Source organism: Dorea longicatena, assembly GCF_025150085.1.
GTDB lineage: Bacteria > Bacillota > Clostridia > Lachnospirales > Lachnospiraceae > Dorea_A > Dorea_A longicatena.
Genome location: NZ_CP102280.1, coordinates 1,735,925 through 1,754,051 on the forward strand (window position 1 = coordinate 1,735,925; position 18,127 = coordinate 1,754,051).

General features: G+C 41.4%; 19 protein-coding genes and 1 pseudogene. All 20 read right to left on the reverse strand.

Going from position 1 to position 18,127, the window contains the following annotated elements; genetic code table 11:
• Positions 1-9 precede the first annotated feature (9 nt).
• The 20 genes and pseudogenes from NQ508_RS08225 to ppk1 all read right to left on the reverse strand — a co-directional run bounded on the left by NQ508_RS08225 (position 10) and on the right by ppk1 (position 17,908).
• On the reverse strand, positions 10-1,416 hold the full coding sequence (locus tag NQ508_RS08225; RefSeq protein WP_006427296.1) for a sugar transferase: 1,407 nt from the start codon (positions 1,414-1,416) through the stop codon (positions 10-12).
• Between the two features lie 29 nt (positions 1,417-1,445).
• Positions 1,446-2,870 carry an LCP family protein gene (locus NQ508_RS08230; protein WP_006427295.1) on the reverse strand — a complete coding sequence of 475 codons (1,425 nt, stop codon included), beginning with the start codon at positions 2,868-2,870 and terminating at the stop codon, positions 1,446-1,448.
• A 20-nt stretch (positions 2,871-2,890) separates the two neighbouring features.
• Positions 2,891-3,547: an immunoglobulin-like domain-containing protein gene (locus tag NQ508_RS08235; protein ID WP_006427294.1), complete on the reverse strand. Its 657-nt coding sequence runs from the start codon at positions 3,545-3,547 to the stop codon at positions 2,891-2,893.
• 11 nt (positions 3,548-3,558) lie between these two features.
• Entirely contained in the window at positions 3,559-4,251 is a 693-nt protein-coding gene (locus NQ508_RS08240) for a CpsD/CapB family tyrosine-protein kinase (RefSeq protein ID WP_044919914.1), read from the reverse strand.
• A gap of 34 nt (positions 4,252-4,285) precedes the next feature.
• The gene (locus NQ508_RS08245; RefSeq protein ID WP_006427292.1) at positions 4,286-5,038 is read right to left on the reverse strand and encodes a YveK family protein; all 753 of its coding nucleotides are present in this window, start codon (positions 5,036-5,038) and stop codon (positions 4,286-4,288) included.
• Between the two features lie 95 nt (positions 5,039-5,133).
• Positions 5,134-5,472, reverse strand: coding sequence for a nucleotide-binding protein (locus NQ508_RS08250; protein ID WP_006427291.1), 339 nt, complete (start codon positions 5,470-5,472; stop codon positions 5,134-5,136).
• A complete protein-coding gene (locus tag NQ508_RS08255; protein ID WP_006427290.1) occupies positions 5,469-6,206 on the reverse strand; it encodes a CpsB/CapC family capsule biosynthesis tyrosine phosphatase in 738 nt (245 codons plus the stop codon). The genes NQ508_RS08250 and NQ508_RS08255 overlap by 4 nt, the downstream gene beginning before the upstream one ends.
• 9 nt (positions 6,207-6,215) lie before the next feature.
• A complete protein-coding gene (locus NQ508_RS08260) occupies positions 6,216-6,821 on the reverse strand; it encodes a hypothetical protein (RefSeq protein ID WP_155115973.1) in 606 nt (201 codons plus the stop codon).
• A gap of 35 nt (positions 6,822-6,856) precedes the next feature.
• Positions 6,857-7,429, reverse strand: a complete 573-nt coding sequence (locus tag NQ508_RS08265) for a serine acetyltransferase (RefSeq protein WP_167528847.1) — start codon at positions 7,427-7,429, stop codon at positions 6,857-6,859.
• A gap of 94 nt (positions 7,430-7,523) precedes the next feature.
• Positions 7,524-8,465 carry a glycosyltransferase gene (locus tag NQ508_RS08270; RefSeq protein ID WP_049940513.1) on the reverse strand — a complete coding sequence of 314 codons (942 nt, stop codon included), beginning with the start codon at positions 8,463-8,465 and terminating at the stop codon, positions 7,524-7,526.
• 17 nt (positions 8,466-8,482) lie between these two features.
• Positions 8,483-9,508, reverse strand: coding sequence for a glycosyltransferase (locus NQ508_RS08275; protein ID WP_006427286.1), 1,026 nt, complete (start codon positions 9,506-9,508; stop codon positions 8,483-8,485).
• Complete coding sequence (locus NQ508_RS08280) at positions 9,508-10,602, reverse strand: glycosyltransferase family 1 protein (RefSeq protein WP_006427285.1); 1,095 nt, start codon at positions 10,600-10,602, stop codon at positions 9,508-9,510. Before NQ508_RS08280 ends, NQ508_RS08275 begins: the two co-directional genes overlap by 1 nt.
• 33 nt (positions 10,603-10,635) lie before the next feature.
• Positions 10,636-11,313, reverse strand: a pseudogene (locus NQ508_RS08285) (polysaccharide biosynthesis C-terminal domain-containing protein); the annotation flags it as partial.
• Positions 11,304-11,579, reverse strand: a complete 276-nt coding sequence (locus NQ508_RS08290; protein ID WP_006427283.1) for a hypothetical protein — start codon at positions 11,577-11,579, stop codon at positions 11,304-11,306. The gene NQ508_RS08290 and the pseudogene NQ508_RS08285, both read right to left, overlap by 10 nt.
• A complete protein-coding gene (locus NQ508_RS08295; RefSeq protein ID WP_242654725.1) occupies positions 11,576-11,785 on the reverse strand; it encodes an AAA family ATPase in 210 nt (69 codons plus the stop codon). The genes NQ508_RS08290 and NQ508_RS08295 overlap by 4 nt, the downstream gene beginning before the upstream one ends.
• An 80-nt stretch (positions 11,786-11,865) precedes the next feature.
• The gene (locus tag NQ508_RS08300; RefSeq protein WP_330370996.1) at positions 11,866-12,792 is read right to left on the reverse strand and encodes an NAD(P)-dependent oxidoreductase; all 927 of its coding nucleotides are present in this window, start codon (positions 12,790-12,792) and stop codon (positions 11,866-11,868) included.
• Complete coding sequence (locus tag NQ508_RS08305) at positions 12,765-12,956, reverse strand: PD-(D/E)XK nuclease domain-containing protein (protein WP_006427280.1); 192 nt, start codon at positions 12,954-12,956, stop codon at positions 12,765-12,767. The genes NQ508_RS08300 and NQ508_RS08305 overlap by 28 nt, the downstream gene beginning before the upstream one ends.
• The gene (locus NQ508_RS08310) at positions 12,950-13,639 is read right to left on the reverse strand and encodes an acyltransferase (protein ID WP_006427279.1); all 690 of its coding nucleotides are present in this window, start codon (positions 13,637-13,639) and stop codon (positions 12,950-12,952) included. The genes NQ508_RS08305 and NQ508_RS08310 overlap by 7 nt, the downstream gene beginning before the upstream one ends.
• A 15-nt stretch (positions 13,640-13,654) precedes the next feature.
• Entirely contained in the window at positions 13,655-15,703 is a 2,049-nt protein-coding gene (locus NQ508_RS08315) for a DNA topoisomerase (RefSeq protein WP_006427278.1), read from the reverse strand.
• A 39-nt stretch (positions 15,704-15,742) separates the two neighbouring features.
• Positions 15,743-17,908: a polyphosphate kinase 1 gene (ppk1, locus tag NQ508_RS08320; RefSeq protein ID WP_006427277.1), complete on the reverse strand. Its 2,166-nt coding sequence runs from the start codon at positions 17,906-17,908 to the stop codon at positions 15,743-15,745.
• Positions 17,909-18,127: the final 219 nt, after the last annotated feature.

Below are 18,127 nucleotides of genomic sequence, written 5' to 3' on the forward strand. Positions count from 1 at the left end.
ATTCTGGCTTTACATTGCTCCATCACCAGTAAAAACCTGTACAACTGTCTTCCAGAGAATCTTTATATCTAAAGTAATATCCCACTGTTCAATATAGGCCGCATCCAAAGCAACCACTTTATCAAAATCCGTAATACGACTTCTGCCACTTACCTGCCACATTCCTGTAATTCCAGGTTTCACAGCCAGGCGCTTTCTATGAACAAATTCATATTGTTCATATTCATCCACTGTCGGAGGTCTTGTCCCTACAAGACTCATATCTCCTTTTAACACATTCCAGAACTGTGGAAATTCATCTATACTTGTTTTTCTAAGAAAATGACCGATCGGAATAATTCTTGGATCATTTTCCATCTTAAACATCAACCCTTGCATCTGATTTTTTTCCATCAATTCTTTCTTACGTTCTTCTGCATCCGGATACATAGTACGAATCTTATAGATACGGAAAATTCTTCCATTTCTTCCCACCCGTCGTTGTGAAAATAAAATCGGCCCCGGAGATTCCAATTTTATAATAGGCCCAAAAATCACTATAAATATCCCACATACAATAAGTCCGATAATTCCACCCACAATATCCATGCATCTTTTAGCCAGAATCTGCCAGGGTTCTGCGAATTTCATACTCGTCGTCATCACAAGACATTTGCCAAATGACTGCACACGTCTTTCTTCCATCTTATAATTATATGACATCAGATTAACATGTACTGTAAGGCCCATGCTGATAAAAAAATCTGTTAATTGTTTTTCTTTCTCTGGATTTTCATTTATATCAAGAAAGATTTCATCAACAACACTTGCCTGTATATAATCCAACATACTTTCGTTATTTGCAACAACCGGTACGCCTTTTATCTTTCTTTGTCCTATCTTCGCATCATCACAAAATATAATTCCTGAAATCATATAATCCCGATATGGTTGTTGTAAATTATTCAACGTTGTGTTCACATTATCCCTTGTCGTAATTACAAGAAGTTTCCGGCATATCTTCCTGTTAATCAATTGTATTCTTATAATCCTCTTCCAGAACAATCTTCCCAGCCATATAAGGAAAATACTAGCCGGATACAAGAAAAATACAACCACTCGTGAATACGATTCCGATTCCTGAACAGTAAACATCCACACAATCATCCCTACCGTAACAAATGTGCAATGTTCAATTACCTTCTTAAGCTCAACAAGATAACCTCTGCGGATAATTCCTTTATAACTGCTCAAGAAAAAAACCGCACATATATGTATTACCAGAATAGCCCACATGGCATTTTGATAAAGTGGGGGCACTCCTCCAAAACCATGTCTGAGCCAATATGCAATTATAAGACTCACCTCTAACAGTCCAGCATCTAATAATAGAAAATCAAAATGCTTAAACCATCCAATGATAACCTCTTTATACATCTTTTTCGTAACTTTCCTTTTTCTTTTTCCTATTTTTCCAGTAATTTCTGAATTTTTAAGGCCGCATTCTCCACAGATGCTTCATCCGGTAACATTATATAAAGCAGTTCATTTCCAGACGAAAAACAAGTCTGTGTGTCTCCTGTACCACTCACTGCCTGAGATTCAATATTCCAACCTGATGGTTCTTCTATCTGCGCATTAATGAATTTTGCTATCTCTTCACTTGACATATTTGTCTGAACAGAATCACTTACGCCTGTAATTACCTCACCCGCATTTTTTAATATTGCCGGCGTACATGCCTTTTGGATAATTGCCGTCAGAACTTTTTCCTGATTCTTACCCCTTTGATTATCTCCATCTTCAAAACTATATCTTTCCCTTACAAAGCCAAGTGCCATTTTTCCATCCAGATGATTCATTCCCTTCTGAATATCGTACTCTCCGTGTGTTGTCTTGAATTCATAATCTGAATTCACATCAATGCCACCAAGTGCATCAACAATCTTCACAAGGGAAGTAAAATTGATTCTTGCATAATAATTAATATTTATTCCATATAATTGTTCCAGTGTATCCATCGATGCATCCACACCATATATGCCTGCATGCGTTAACTTATCTTTTTTCTCTCCTGATACATTCGGAATTGTAACATAATAATCCCGTGGTGTTGTTGTCAACAATATCTTCTTGTTCTGTGGGTTAACTGTCATGATCAGATTCACGTCACTTCTACTATTTGTAGAAATCGGGCCTGACACATCAATACCACTAATATAGATGTTAAACGGTTTATTCACATCAGCTACTGTATCGTTCTCCACTTTTGTCTTTATTCCATACTGATAAAGAATTTTAACCTGATCCGAAAATCCTTCTACGGAATCATCTATAATGCTAAGATAGCCCTCATTAAACACCGCCGCATCAATGTTTCCATTCAATAAAGCATTCGCCTCATCTATTAATGTACTATACTCTTCTGTCTTAATATTCCTTCCTACCGTTGACCTAATATCTTTTAGCATTTTCTCCGTATTATCTACATCTACTATCGTCTGATAACCAAAACGGTAATCCTGGGCATCCATAATATCTTTCGCTGTATCTTCTTTCTTTACTACCACGATCATATTATCTGTCTTATAACTGGCTCCACCTACTTTTTTAATGAAATCATCCGCTTTCATAAGCTCTACACTAATCCCAGCCAGTACAATAATTATCACAAGACTCGTCAGCATCCCAACATATCGCAATATTTTACTCTTTGGATACTGAAATACATGCGTCAGTACAAAAAGAAACCCCAGTCCCACAATAAATAACGTTAAATACTTTCTCGGGAAAAGCCCACTATTCTTCGCCACAACAATACATATTACCGACACTATTAACTGAAGCACAGTAATAATCTTCCCTGCAATATTTTTGTTTTTCTTTTTCATCTGTTCTTCCCACTTTCTATTTATTGTACAACCAAAGTAAATACTATCGGCTCTGATGTATTTCCATCACTGTCTGACACATAATAATTCAACTCATATCTTCCCGCCGTCGATACATCATATGTTCCGTCAATATAAAGATGCCGATATAATGTGTTTTTATCATCTTTATCATCAGATACATCCTCTACCATACTGGTCGGATCAAATTCACTACCCGTCTGAATATTTTTACTCTGGGTTGCCAATGTTAATATCGGACTTACTCCATCTGTATTTTTACTGGTCACCGGTGTCTCCGATGCTTCAACACCGGTTTCATCTGCCTCCTCAGTATCACTACTGTCAGCCTCAGAATAAGTGATTCTTCGTTTTGCAGTTCCTACATTATTGGCTTTATCCGTAACGCCATAATAAACAACTGCTTTTTTTTCATTTAAAGATATGATTCTATCTATAAAAATCTGATCTGTAAGATCTCCATCCCTGTTATCTTTTGCCGTAACTCCCTTAAAAAGCGCTTCATAGGAATCTCCATCTTTATAACTTACTTCTTCTTTTGTATCTACGACAATCTGCGGTGGTGTACGATCTTGTTTTAAATACATAAGACCACTGACAGCTGTTAACACGATACATCCACCTGCAAGGAAAGCAACAATCACTTGTTCTTTCATTCCTCTTCCTCCTAATACTTATACTCTCCGTAATAGCCGGTATATTTTCCATAATATTTTCCGTAATATCTACTATTACTTACACTTACCTTATTAAGTACAACTCCCAGAATCGGGCAATCAGCCTTTTCAAGCTGCTCTTTTACATCCTTGGCAAATTTGTGTCCCACCGTTTTCGATGCAACTACAAGCACGGAAGCATCACAATATTTAGCGATTACAGCTGCGTCAATAACACTGCCAAGGGGTGGTGCATCAATAATCACATAATCATACAACTTTCTCGCACTAGCCAGAAGCGCCTGAAATCTCCGACTGTTCAGAAGCTCTGCAGGATTCGGTGGAATTGCTCCTGCAAAAATCATATGTAGATTAGAATCCTGTGTCTTTTGTATTACATCCTTCGCATCTGATTGTCCTGAAAGAAAATGAGTCAATCCTTTTATCTTCCCTGTAACTTTATATCTTCCAACCAATACCGACTTACGCAAATCTGCATCTATGAATAAAACTCTTTTTTCACCTTCTGCAAGTGCTTCTGCAAGTCCCATCGTTACTGTGCTTTTTCCTTCATTCGGAATACAGCTTGTAAATACTATCACCTTTTTGTCTGCACCTGAAAATTCAATATTCGTACGAAGAGTTTTATACGCTTCACTGCTTCTATAATCTTTTATTACTTTTTTTAATACTATATCTGCCATATCTTCCATTTATCTCCTGTTCTTTACACCATTATTATCTTTTCTTTCTTTTCTTCACCTTTTTTTCTTCGGTCTGTATCGGAATAGACGTAAGAACATTTAATCCAAGATATCTTTCAATATCGGCCGGTGTCTTCAATGTATCGTCCGACAAGTATACGAACAGAACAATACCCACAGAAGCCAGTATTCCAAGTAATCCACCTATCAACATATTTTTCTTTGTACTTGGAGACGATGGATACATTGGAAGATTTGCTTCCTCTACTGTATTGACCGAATCTACATTCATAATCTGTTTAATCTGGACACTTACCGCATTTCTCACTGCATCTGCGATCTGTTTTGCCTGTTTTGGACTTGTACTCTGTACATAAATACTCATAATACGTGTCTCTGTAGGAGTCTCTGTTGTAATCATTTCTTCCAGATCTTCCGGTTCCATATCAAGATTCAATTCCGAAATTACTTTTTCAAGCACAGGTCTGCTCTTTACCATCTCCATATAATCCTTTGTCAACATAGATCCTGATTGAAGTTCTGTATAAGTTGCACTGGACGAATTCTCCCCATTTTTTGTCATTACATATAACTTTGTTACGGATGTATATACCGGTGTCATAAATAATTTTGTAGCCAAAAATGCTACCAGTGCCGTTAAAATTGCTGAAAGCACTATGATGTGAATTTTAGAACACAAAACGTGAATAAGTTCTGCTATATTTACACTTATTTCTTCCTCATCCGCTTCCTGGTTCAGTACAATAATATTATTATCTTGACTCATGTTGTTTTATTTCCGTATAATTCTACGAAATATCCTCCTTCTATTTTCCCTTCAAATCTGTTACCTAATTATCTCTTTTTCAAATTCTCTTTAATCTATCTTCCAAGCTCTGCCTCGAACACATTACCATATTCTGAATTTGCTGTATCTATCTTCTTATGTGTCAGTCCTTTATCTGCCCCTGTCGCCTTTAATCTCGATGCCATAACTGATTTTCTTAAATCTGCATCAATCAGCAGCACCCTTTTCTTTAACTCAACCAGCGAAGTAGCCAGCCGGATAGAGATCTTTGTCTTTCCTTCTCCCATTACGCAGCTTGTAACCGTAATTACTTTTTTATCATTTCCACAGAACAATATATTGGTTCTCAGTGTTTTCATCTCTTCTGTCATTGCATAGCTCATTGGTTCCAATTGTACTGTTGTTTTTCTCATATCTGGTCATCTTCTCCTTCTATGTTCAATATTTTTTCAGGATTTTTTACAAAAATTCTTCTTGCCGTATCCCAGCCCCATTTCTTCTCTACATAGACCGCACACTCTTTCAGTCTGGATGGCCGTTCCGTCAGATCATGCGCATCCGATCCGATAAAATGGACCTGTTCTCTTTTCATCAGATATTTGCAGAATTTATGACACTTTCTTCCATCCATACCAAGCATTGAATCTGCATTAATCTGAATAAGTGCTCCCAGTCCTATCAGATCCGCAACTACACCCGGATCTTCTACAATAGAAGGATACCTTTCTATATGAGCAATAATTGGAATAAATCCTCCTACGACCACCTCATACACAACACTTCGGATCTTCAAATAACTATCCATCGAAGAAAATTCAACCAGAACATACTGGCTTCCTGCCATTGTCGGCCGGCGATGTGCCTGCAGATTACCTACCATATTATCATCTCTGTGATATTCGCATCCGAGTTTCACCATCATGCCGTATTTTCCTATTGTCCTGGCATAATTCTTTACTTCCAGATAACTGCTTTGTATTGATCGGATGGATGGTTCAAACATTCCAACTCTGTAGTGTGGTGTAGCAATTATCCTTCGTACTCCTTCATCATACATCTTGTCCAACATATCCTTAGTCACCGTCATGTCTGGCGCCCCATCATCTACTCCAGGCAGGATATGGCAATGAATATCTGTTAATATCATACGTATACCTCACAAAATAATCTTCCAGACGCCAAAAACTCTTTCCTGCAAGACAACATCCATCGCTTCCTGATATTGCGTTGCACTACATACATATACATCCGGCGTTCCAATTCCACATTCGTTCCAATGACCTATTGCTGCATCAAGCAGAGCAGTCCAATTTTCCAGGTTATTATCTTCCTGCATACTTACGCTATATGCGTAATTCCATCCATTCACAACCAGATCATCAAATTCTTCCCTTGATATATCCTCCGGACGTTCTCCCGGTGCAATTCCATCTTTTAATATGAATGTTCCTCTGCTTTCTAATCCGGCTACTCCGGGATATACGGTAGTATAAAGACTTTTATCGATTCCATCTACCGTAATCAGGATATCCTGATTACCATTCGCCTTTGCTTTCAGCTCTTTTTGCTTTTCCTTATCCTGGTTCTCCAGTTCTTCCATCTCTATATACTCCAGACTTTGTGTCTTCTTTTCATCCTCAGCAGCTACCTGTTGAACCTTACGCTGTTCTGCCTTATTATCCAGAATCAGGAAAGCCAACACAACTATACCGGCTATGGTAATGATACCTGCTAATATCTTCATGATTCTTTTTTTATCCACTGCTTCTTTTTCTCCTTCGTATGTATATATCCACACTACATCTGCTTTTTCTTTATAATACACGGATTACCGATTACTAGACTGTTATCCGGGACATCCTGCATCACAACTGTTCCGGCACTAATCTGCACATTATTTCCTATGGTGATATCTCCAGCTACCACTGCATTGGTGTATATCGATACATTATTACCTATTGTCGGTGCTTTGGGACTTTTCGGATTCCTTCCAATCGTTACTCCCTGCCACACAGACAGATTCTCACCAATCCGATTCGCACTGATTACCGTCCCATGCCCATGGAAACACACGAATCCTCCACCAACATCACATCTTCCAATCTCCATATCCTTTTTTACAGGGAAGAGGACTCTTAAGATAACCGCACTTAGCATATGCCCTTTCTTCAACCGGAACTCCAGAACATTCCGAAAGCATTTATCGAATACGATTACTTCTGAAAATGTCAGATACTCTTTGTCATGCTTCTTACCTCCATATGCAAAACGGTTAAGATCCTGGAAAATCTCATCTATCTTAGTCCTGCGTGCCAATATATATGCTATCAGCGTTCTTGGAAGACTCAGTATCAATAATAATTTCTTCATATGTTTATTACCCATTTTTTATCTTAAATATTACTGCGAGTGCTGTCACTTGTCTGTGCCTTATCAAAAAATTAACCATTCTTTTTGTCTTCTGCTATTTCCTGTCATCGTATTCTTCCAGAATCTTCTGGACCAAGGGGTCATCACATATACCTTTTATATTCTTCCCGGCCGATTTCTTATCCGGATTCGCATTCACTTCCTGGGCAATGCAACGTCTGACTCTTCCTAAAAAGGCCTTATAAAGCCGCCCGGCATATTCATCCTTTTTAAATATCTGATTTAACTCCTGAACTTCTTTTTTTAGCAGAACTTTTTCCATTTGAAAACGGTCTGCTTTATAACTTTTCGTTAATGAAGCCCCATTATCGCAATAATGATAATTTGCTGTGCCTTCTATTACAATATGCTTTGCTTTAACGAGATACTGCATATGAAATATAATGTCCTCTGATATATATTCCCTTTCCGACGGAAACAGAATCCCATTGTCTCTGATTATATCCAAAGAATATAATCCTTTCCACACAGACATACCAATCTCCACGTCTCCTGCCTGCTCTGGAAGTGAACCTATCATACCTAACAGGACCTTCTTCGTCTCATCACCACAATACGACTGTTTCAGATATGTCTCTCTGGCTAACTCATCCTTTCCCTCTGAAGACGTATCATAGTATCTGCAGAAACAAGTATCTGCTCCTTCTTCTGTCAATCTATGATATAACCGTTCAATCATCCTGACATCTGTATAATCGTCAGAATCAATAAACATGACGTATTCACCTTCAGCAATCTCTAATCCTGAATTTCTTGCCCTCCCAAGACCTGCATTTTTCTTGTGGATAACCTTAATCCTTGGTTCTTCCGCAGCATACCTGTCACATTTTTTCCCACAATCATCCGGAGAGCCATCATCCACCATGATAATCTCGATATTCTTATAGGTCTGGTGCAATAAAGACTCCATGCAGCGTTCCAGATATCTGCTTACATTATATATCGGAACAATTACACTTATTAAACTCTTCTCCATCTACTTCTCCCTAAACTCTACATATCCTTTAATATACCGCCTATGGTCTTACCCATCGCATAATATGTATAATTCTTTTCAAATTCTTTTTGTCCATTTGCACTCAATCTATCATGCAGCTTATCATCATCAAAAATGATATCCAGTGCCTTCAACAGACTTTCCTTCGTCTTATCAATCACCAGTCCATTATAATGATCTGTTACATAGTCATCCGTCACACCATGCGAACGGGTAATGATCACCGGTACTCCCATGTTCATTGCATGCAATAGAACCAACTGACCGGAAGCAATTGTATCATCAGCCAGTGTAATCACAATCGCCCGTGCATTCCTCATATACCGAAGCATATCGTCGCCAAATACATTATCCAAAATCTGTATATTATCTCCAGACCTTGTCTTTAGCGTATCACAGGCAATCACCAACTGATATGATGTATTCTGAATGCAATCTATCAAAAAACCATAATCCCTGTTGCTTCTTCCTGTAGAAAATATATAATTCTTTTCCCTTAATTGTTCATCGTCATATATCTCCGGTTCATATGCAATCGCACCACATCTTGCGAAATCAAACAAATCATCTTCAACTCCAAAGATTTCCTGATACATAGGTTTTTCACTCTGTGTAGTCAGTATAATCTTATCTACATATCTGGAAGTAACTGCATATCTTACGAATCTATAAAAAAGCTTTCCGGCAAGTCCTCTCTTTTCCTTATATATGAAAGTCATGATTACAAGTTTGTATCTCTTTTTCATATGAAACATACGCTGAAAGAATGCAATTGCAATTCCATAAAACTGCTGCCAGCACAATACCGTCTTCCCTTCGTACTTTTTGCCTGACAGAACCGTCTGAAGTGCAACCGTAAAAAATCTGACATATCTTCGCCAGCCATATATCTTGTTATTCTCATGCAGAGCAACCTGCCATTCTTCTCCGGTTACTTCTCTGACACCTTTTATGAATCCATCTGCTTCCTCATAATCACTGTCTATAATCAAAACATTCTCTGACTTTGAACATTGTTTCATTATATCTGACTCCCTAATGTCTTATAATAATCCTCCAGAATTCCATGTGCATTCTGAATATTATAATTACTTCCCTGCACACTCCGGCTTTTCTCTGACCGTTTATTGCTTCCGTATTCTTGCCATATTCTCTGTGCCCAGGATTTCGCATCTGTCTTTAATGAAAGGAATTCACAATTCCCCGAGAAATCCACTTCTTGTGGGACACGGTCTGAAAACACACAGGTTAATCCAGAGAACTGTGCTTCTATCCCCGTCACAGGGATTCCCTCAAAGAAAGATGGCATCACGAACACATCCATCGCCTGATAGAGTTCATTCACGTCATTACGATTGCCAAGGAAGATCACTACATCCTCTAATCCCAACTTCTGTACTTTATTCCGAAGTTCCTGTTCCTTTTCTCCGATACCTACGAGTAATAATCTGGCACCCAAATATATTGTATATAACTGTGCAAAAATTTCAAGTAGAAATTCATGATTCTTCTGATAAGAAAGGCGTCCCACATGACCTACTACGAATTCATCAGTAAAGTGCAGCTCTTTTCTTACCCTCTTCCGGACCTCTTCCTTATATATAAACCGTTCCGTCTCTATTGCATTTGGAATAACTTTGAAATCACGATTGCCAAACAGGAACTTCCCGGCTTCTTCCCCGCATGCACAATACTCATTCGCTACTTTGGTAATCCGTGTCCGGAATAACTGCTTTAACGGATATTTCAGATCCCGGTCTATGGATGTATTATGACTGTGTGCAATTCTCACCGGTACATTCGCTCTCTTAGCCGCCAGGAGTGGCAGATAGCTCATGGAATCTATATGCGAGTGCATAATCTGGTACTCCAGATGTTCTTCAAAAAACTTATCCATCCATCTAAAATACTGTATGTAATTCTGTGGATAAAGCCTTGGTGCATAATACATCCTGCCTCCAAGAGACAGAATCTCATCGTCGTAATCACTCTTATATGGACGATGGGTCAGAAAATCAAATTGTATCTTCGTTCTATCTATATTCCTATAATAATTCATAAGCATCGTCTCTAAGCCGGCACGATGCATATCGTTTACTACTTGTAGTATTCTCATTATAAAAACTATTTGCTCCTCTCCTTCTACCCTCTATACCGGCTCAAAAAATGTATCCGGCTGTTCTGGATTAAATACTTCATTGCAGGTCATCACAGTAACAAGATTTTCCGTATCACTCAGATTAATAATATTATGCGTCCAGCCAGGAATCATATGAATTGCTTCAATCTTCCCTCCAGACACTTCAAATTCAACCATTTTTCCTGTATTAATATTACGTTCCTGGATCAATCCGTGTCCTGCAACTACAATGAATAATTCCCACTTGGAATTATGCCAGTGCTGTCCCTTGGTAATGCCCGGCTTGCTGATATTAATAGAAACCTGCCCACAGTCTTCTGTATGTACCAGCTCTGTAAATGAACCTCTATCATCTACATTCATCTTCAGCGCGTACTTAAATTTGTCCGTTGGAAGATTTGTCAGATACAGACTGTACAGTTTCTTAGCAAAAGAACCTTCCTGCATCTTCGGCATTGTCAGTGTTACCGGCTGTTCTTTAAACTGCTGTAATAAATCAACAATCTCTCCCAATGTCACTTTATGTGTAACCGGCACATAACAATAACGTCCAGCCTCATCTGCTACTGTCTCCACTCCGTCAAATTCACAATGCTGTTCTTTTCCTTCCAGAAGATCGAACATTCCTTCCACAAGATCATCAATATATAATAATTCCAGCTCTGTTGATGGATCATTCACAGTAAAGTCTGTACATCAATCATGGATGCCGTACCATTCTTCAATCTCTTGAAAATCTCTTTCTGGGCGTCCGTTACTTTTTCGCTGTTTTCCAGCCAGGCATGTGCGTCACAGAACTGTGCGATTGTAAATTTCAGCAGTTCGAAAGCATTCTCAAATGTGCGTCCGTCAACATCTTTGAATGACAGGAAGATAACAGGGCACTGGTTCATCCATTTTTCACACAGCATCTTATTATTTTTTGCGACCTTCAGCCCGTCAAACATTATCATGCTATCTTTTTCAATATCAAAAAAGATGCCAGCATACTCATAGCCATCGTTTTTCCAAATCTTCTTGGTCTGGTTATCAGCGTTACTTTTGTTGCTTCGTTTTTCAGAATATCTGTGATCAATCCTGATTTATCAATGTAGTAATAGCCTTTTTCCCGTATTTCTTCAAAATCCGATATTCCCACCGGTATCATCAGATTCTTCACACCGACACCTCTCCTTTCTTTGCAAATACACGATCCTGTGTTATTCTATAAATGCTTCTATCGTCTGTTGGTTTGCCACCCTACTCTTCCATCTCTTCTTCATAATACTTGATCAGTGCCTGTGTTCCGAGATTGCCGTATCCTTCTGCCTGCAGCATCTCATAATTAGCCAGTACCTGGCTTAATACATCCAGACTTATGTTGCTCATATTTGCTTCAGTCAGCGCAAGCTTCATATCTTTGATGAAATGCTTCATGAAGAATCCCGGTGCATAATCTCCTGCCAGGATCTTTGGTCCGAATGTGTCCAGCTGTTTACTTCCAGCTGCCCCGGTCGATACGGAGTTAAGTACCGTCTGCAGATCCAGCCCTTTCGCCTTTGCATAGGTCAGAGCTTCGCATACACCGGATAACGTTCCGGCGATCATGATCTGGTTCGCAAGCTTGGCATGCTGACCGCTTCCTGCTGCCCCCTGATAGTTAATATTCGTTCCCATTGCTTTGAATAACGGTATACATGCTTCGTAGTCTTCTCTGGAACCACCAACAAGAATGGATAAGGTTCCCGCTTTTGCCCCAGTATCTCCGCCTGTTACCGGTGCATCCAGTACATGGAAGCCTCTCTTGGTTCCCTCTTCTGCAATCTTCTGATCCAGCATCGGACTTGTGGTCGTCATATCGATCAGGTATGCACCTTCTTTTGCACTGTCCAGGATATTTCCTTTGTCGAAGTATACTTCTTCTACGTCAACAGGGAATCCTACGATCGTGATAACCGCATCGCAGTCTTTCACACAGTCTGCGATCGTCTCGTGGAAAATTGCTCCTTCACTGATCACATCTTCTACTTTGGATCTGGTTCTTGCATAAATGTGTAATTCAAATCCTGCTTTCATGAGGTTGCGGACCATGGATTTTCCCATGATGCCAACGCCGATGAATCCTATTTTTTTCATATGATTGTTCCTCCGTGTATCTGTTATGATAAACTTTTCATTACGTTGCATCTTTTTTTATAAAATGCGATGCCATACCGCAGCACTTCATTAATCCCTTCGTCCTTTAATTCTTCATCATAATGACTATTTTCGATCTGCCCAAGTGCTTTTTCACATGCTTTTTGCAAATTTTCATCTTCTGCATATTTTATCTCTATGATTTTTCTTACCATAATGCTTTTTCTTCTACCTTCTCCACAACTTCGCCCTGCTTCTTATAGATACTGTTGCCCGGTACGAATCCTCTGACGCTTGACAATGGGTAGATGTTGCTGTGGCTTCCGATCACGGTTCCCGGATTCAATACGCTGCCGCAGCCGACTTCTACTTCGTCTCCGAGCATGGCTCCGAATTTCTTAAGACCTGTCTCGATTCTTTCGTCTCCGGCTTTTACTACGACGAGCTTTTTGTCGGATTTGACATTGGATGTGATGGATCCGGCTCCCATGTGGGATTTGTAGCCGAGGATGGAATCTCCCACGTAGTTATAGTGCGGCACCTGTACTTTATTGAACAGGATGACGTTCTTAAGTTCTGTCGAGTTACCTACGACTGCGCCTTCGCCGACGATCGCATTTCCGCGGATGAATGCGCACTGACGGACTTCTGCGTTCTTTCCGATGATCGCCGGTCCGTGGATGTAGGCTGTCTGGAATACGGTTGCGGATTTGGCGATCCAAACGTCTTCGCCGACCTGATCGTATTCATCTGCCGGAAGGGTCTTTCCGAGTTCTTTGATGAAGCCGCTGATCTTTGGAAGGATTTCCCATGGGTAGGTGGCTCCTTCGAAGATGTCTTTTGCGATGGTTTCATCCATGTGGTTGTAGAGGTTTTTGATGGTTAATTGTTCTGACATATTGGTTCTCCTTTTTTATTTTTTAGTTTTTCCGGTCTTTCTCACCGGCTTCTTATAAAACTGCGCTGCCTTATCATAGCACGCCCGCATCTGATACTGATTGTTCAGACCTTTGACTGCAAGTGTGCGTCTTGATACAAAATCATCCAGCTTTTTCATATATTCATCTGATGTGATATCTCCGTCTGCCACATACGTCAGACCTTTTTCCCAGCTTGCCGTAAGTTCCGGGTTCAGGAGCGGCCGGATGGAATGGTCTACGACATCGTAGATCATTTCCCCTAACATCGTCGGCGTGACGATCTGGGTCTTTTTATTGAGCGCCAGATATTTATTATTGAATAATTTCTTCAATATCTCGCCTCTGGTGGCACTGGTGCCGATTCCGCTTCCTTTGATCTGGGCGCGGAGTTCTTCGTCTTCGATGAGCTGTCCTGCATTTTCCATGGCAAGGATCAGTGAACCGGAATTGTAGCGCTTCGGCGGCGAGGTCTTGCCTTCTTTGATATCCAGGGACTGTACCGGAAGGGTCATGCCTTTCTTGAGGCTCTGGATCCTGGCGAAGAAGGCTGCATCAGTGTCTTTGTCCTCGGTACTGTCTGCGCTGCTGTCTGTATTGTCGTTCTTCCTGCCCGGCACGCCTGTAACTTTCAGATAGCCTTCTTCTGCCAGTACTTTGAAGCTTGAGAAGAAGGATTCTTCTTTGATCTTCGTCACGATCGATACTTTCTGATAGACAGCCGGTGGATAGAAGATGCTTAAGAATCGTCTTACGATCACATCATACACCCTCTGTGACAGATTCGGAAGTCCTTTTAGTGCTCCCATACCCTGTCCTGTCGGGATGATCGCATAGTGGTCTGTGATCTGTTTGTCGTTGACGTATCTCGTCTTCTCCAGTCCTTTGTGGCTGCCGAATTTCACGATATCCTGAAGATATGGCTTTGCCGGTTCGTACTGCATCAGACCGTTTAAGTTCTTGTGGATCTCTTTTGCCACTGCTGTCGACAGGACACGGGCATCTGTTCTTGGGTAGGTGACGAGCTTTTTTTCATATAGTTCCTGGATGATCCGGAGTGTCTCATCTGGGCTGATCTTGAACCGCTTGGAACATTCATTCTGGATCTCGGCCAGGTTGAATAATAACGGCGGGTTCTTCTTTTCTTTCTTCTTTTCTATGGACACGATCTGGCAAGTCAGGGGCTGGCTGGCGTCTGACTCGCTGTTGCTTAGGAAGCGGATCAGTTCTTCTGCCTTTTCCTTTTCTTTGAATCCATTTTCCTTATAGAGATCGAAGGATTCGAACCATTTTGATCCTTTGACTGCCCGCCATTCGCCTTCGAATGTTGCCCCTTTCTCTCCGATGGTGCTTAGGACTCTGTAGAACGGAGTCTCTACGAATTCCCTGATCTCCCGTTCTCTGCGCACGACCATGCCGAGGACGCAGGTCATAACGCGGCCTACGGACACAACGGAATATTTCGTATTCAGATAATTGGAGATGCTGTTACCGTATTTCAATGTCAGAAGGCGGGAGAAGTTGATTCCCATCAGGTAGTCTTCTTTGGCTCTTAGGTAAGCCGATGCTGCCAGGTTGTCGTATTCTTTTAAGTCTTTTGCTTCTTTGATCCCGCGCAGGATCTCTTCTTCTGTCTGGGAGTCGATCCATACGCGGCGGCGGTTCTTGTCTTTTACGCCTGCCTGCTGTTCGACCAGACGGTAGATGTATTCTCCTTCCCGTCCCGAGTCGGTACAGACGTAGATGGTGTCTACGTCTGTGCGGTTCAGCAGTCCCGATACGATTCGGAACTGCTTTGACACTGCCGGAATGACTTCGTATTTGAATTCCTGCGGGATAAAAGGCAGAGTCTCAAGACTCCACCTTTTTAATGCCGAATCGTATTCTTCCGGATAGCTCATCGTGACCAGGTGTCCGACACACCAGGTTACGATTGCTTCTGCTGATTCGAGATATCCGTCTTTTCTCTGTGTATTGATATGCAATGCCTTAGCGAACTCCTGTGCTACACTGGGTTTCTCGGCAATGTATAATGATTTTCCCATGTTACTCCTTCCAGTAGGGTGAAACAGCGGCTTTTTCTTTTATCTTTTTCTGTGCCAGAGAGACCGGAAAAAGGTTATCACTCTTCCGCCGCCACAGTTCTCACGGGCACGCTGCTGACTTTTGTCGACTTCTTCTGCTGCTTTTAATGCTTCTTCCATGAAAGCTGCCTGAGAATCCACCGCTTTTATGCCGCCGGTCCGTTTCATATATGTGCCGTCTTTCTGCATGATCCTTGCTTTCACGTTATCACTTAACATAATCTTCAGATCATGGTTGATCTGACGTCTGATCTGCCCGTCTAACACCGGGCAGGCTACTTCTACTCTTTTTTCTGTATTTCTTGTCATCATGTCTGCGGAGCCGATATAGATCTTCTGCTCTTTGCCGATTCCGAAGCTGAAGATACGTGGATGTTCTAGATAGCGGCCAACCACACTCATCACTCTGACATTTTCCGTAAATCCAGGCACTCCCGGTAGTATACAGCAGATTCCGCGAACAATCAAGTCTACCCTTACTCCGGCGCAGGAGGCCTCGGATACTTTCTTTATGAAGTCCACATCTGTCACGGAGTTCATCTTCATAATGATGCGTCCTTCGCTTCCTTTTATGATCTCTTCGTCCATCATCTGTAAGATACGGCTCTTTAAGCTGACCGGTGATACGATCAGGTATTGATAGCTGCCCTGCAGATTGCCGATGGACATATTCTTGAAAAATTCTGCGGCGTCCTGTCCGATTCGCGGATCAGCAGTCATCAAGGACAGATCGGTATACATGGCAGCTGTCTTCTCGTTATAATTGCCGGTTCCGACCTGTGTGATATACTGGATGTCATTGCGGTTCCTGTATGTGATCAGACAAATCTTGGAATGCACTTTGTAACCGTCGAATCCATAGATCACACGGCATCCTGCTTCTTCCAGACGTTCCGACCAGTCGATGTTGTTCTGCTCGTCAAATCTTGCACGCAGCTCGATCAGCACGGTGACTTCTTTGCCATTTTCCGCAGCTGCGCACAGGTATTCTACCAGTCTTGCCTTCTTCGCCAGGCGGTAGATAGTGATCTTGATCGTCATAACGTTCGGATCTGCCGCGGCATCTTTGATCAGCTTCAGGAACGGATCCATGCTTTCGTATGGGTAGAACAACAGGATATCATTCTTTTTCACCTGTTTTAACATGTTTCCGTCCTGTACATGTGCTGATTTTTGCGGGGAGAATGGTTCGTAGACCAGTGCTTTCTTCATAGACTCCGGGAGATTTCCTGCGATGGAGAACATATAATCCAGTTTCATCGGCATCTTCGTGCGGAAGATCTGCTCCGGTGTGATCTTGAATTTCTTACAGAAGTATTCCTGCATTTCCGGTGTCAGTTTCTCCGCTGTTTCTAATCTTACTACCGCCATCCTGCGGCGTTTGTGCAGGGTACTCTGCATGAGTTTCCGGAAATCATCGGTAACCTCCAGTGCTTCATCGTCCGGAGATACGTCTGCATTTCTTGTCACGCAGATGTAGTTCGGGTCGGATACTTCGTACTGGTCAAATACCAGATCCAGGTATTCCATGATGACTTTCTCCATGCGGATATAACGGATGTCATGTCCCGGAAGCATCAGGATATCGGATACATAGGTCGGAACCGGTACGATTCCGAGGATCTGTTCTTTTTCTTTGTCGTCTTTATTCTTCCTGCTATTGATATGCTTCAGATTGGCTGTTACGTAGATATCTTTATTCATAAGATGCGGGAACGGGTGGCTGCTGTCTACGATCTGCGGTGACAGTACCGGCAGGATCTGCTCTTTGAAACATTTCTTAACATATTTCTTCTCGTCTGTCTCCAGTTCTTTAAAGTCCAGTCCGCAGACTCCGTATGGGGACAGTTCTTTCTTGATCCCGGCGTAGGTCTTGTCACGTTCTTTATATAACGGGGCAACTGCTGCGTAGATCGCATCCAGCTGCTCCTGCGGTGTCATTCCCGACCGGCTGTCTCTGTGTCTGTCGTCTGTCTGCACCATATCATAGAGGCTTCCGACACGGATCATGAAGAATTCATCTAAGTTACTGGTGAAGATGGCCACGAATTTCATACGTTCCAGCAATGGCACGCTCTTATCTCTTGCTTCTTCCAATACACGCTGATCGAATCTCAACCAGGAAAGTTCTCGGTTCTGTGTGTAATTTAATAGTTCTCGGTCCATAGGGTCTGCCTCCGTTTCTTGCCGGTGCCATTGGTGCCATTGGCACTTTGTAATCAGCGAATTTATTGTATACTTTATTATAGCAAAACCATCTTTTATTCTCAACACTGAGATGTATTGTGTTCAGATTTGTAATCTGATTTATAATCTGATTGGTATCGGCAGGCGAAGCCGGATATCGGTAAGCGGGGTCGAATTTGCTGGATGTATAATGCAAAA

Bases quoted from the DNA above. Each gene is read 5' to 3' on its own strand.
- ppk1 (WP_006427277.1), bottom strand. From the start codon at position 17,908: ATGGACCGAGAACTATTAAATTACACACAGAACCGAGAACTTTCCTGG.
- NQ508_RS08245 (WP_006427292.1), bottom strand. From the start codon at position 5,038: ATGAGTCAAGATAATAATATTATTGTACTGAACCAGGAAGCGGATGAG.
- NQ508_RS08275 (WP_006427286.1), bottom strand. From the start codon at position 9,508: ATGAAACAATGTTCAAAGTCAGAGAATGTTTTGATTATAGACAGTGAT.
- NQ508_RS08270 (WP_049940513.1), bottom strand. From the start codon at position 8,465: ATGGAGAAGAGTTTAATAAGTGTAATTGTTCCGATATATAATGTAAGC.
- NQ508_RS08315 (WP_006427278.1), bottom strand. From the start codon at position 15,703: ATGGGAAAATCATTATACATTGCCGAGAAACCCAGTGTAGCACAGGAG.
- NQ508_RS08280 (WP_006427285.1), bottom strand. From the start codon at position 10,602: ATGAGAATACTACAAGTAGTAAACGATATGCATCGTGCCGGCTTAGAG.
- NQ508_RS08225 (WP_006427296.1), bottom strand. From the start codon at position 1,416: ATGTATAAAGAGGTTATCATTGGATGGTTTAAGCATTTTGATTTTCTA.
- NQ508_RS08290 (WP_006427283.1), bottom strand. From the start codon at position 11,579: ATGATAATGTTTGACGGGCTGAAGGTCGCAAAAAATAATAAGATGCTG.
- NQ508_RS08235 (WP_006427294.1), bottom strand. From the start codon at position 3,547: ATGAAAGAACAAGTGATTGTTGCTTTCCTTGCAGGTGGATGTATCGTG.
- NQ508_RS08250 (WP_006427291.1), bottom strand. From the start codon at position 5,472: ATGAGAAAAACAACAGTACAATTGGAACCAATGAGCTATGCAATGACA.
- NQ508_RS08240 (WP_044919914.1), bottom strand. From the start codon at position 4,251: ATGGCAGATATAGTATTAAAAAAAGTAATAAAAGATTATAGAAGCAGT.
- NQ508_RS08255 (WP_006427290.1), bottom strand. From the start codon at position 6,206: ATGATATTAACAGATATTCATTGCCATATCCTGCCTGGAGTAGATGAT.
- NQ508_RS08265 (WP_167528847.1), bottom strand. From the start codon at position 7,429: ATGAAGAAATTATTATTGATACTGAGTCTTCCAAGAACGCTGATAGCA.
- NQ508_RS08310 (WP_006427279.1), bottom strand. From the start codon at position 13,639: ATGTCAGAACAATTAACCATCAAAAACCTCTACAACCACATGGATGAA.
- NQ508_RS08300 (WP_330370996.1), bottom strand. From the start codon at position 12,792: ATGCAACGTAATGAAAAGTTTATCATAACAGATACACGGAGGAACAAT.
- NQ508_RS08230 (WP_006427295.1), bottom strand. From the start codon at position 2,870: ATGAAAAAGAAAAACAAAAATATTGCAGGGAAGATTATTACTGTGCTT.
- NQ508_RS08305 (WP_006427280.1), bottom strand. From the start codon at position 12,956: ATGGTAAGAAAAATCATAGAGATAAAATATGCAGAAGATGAAAATTTG.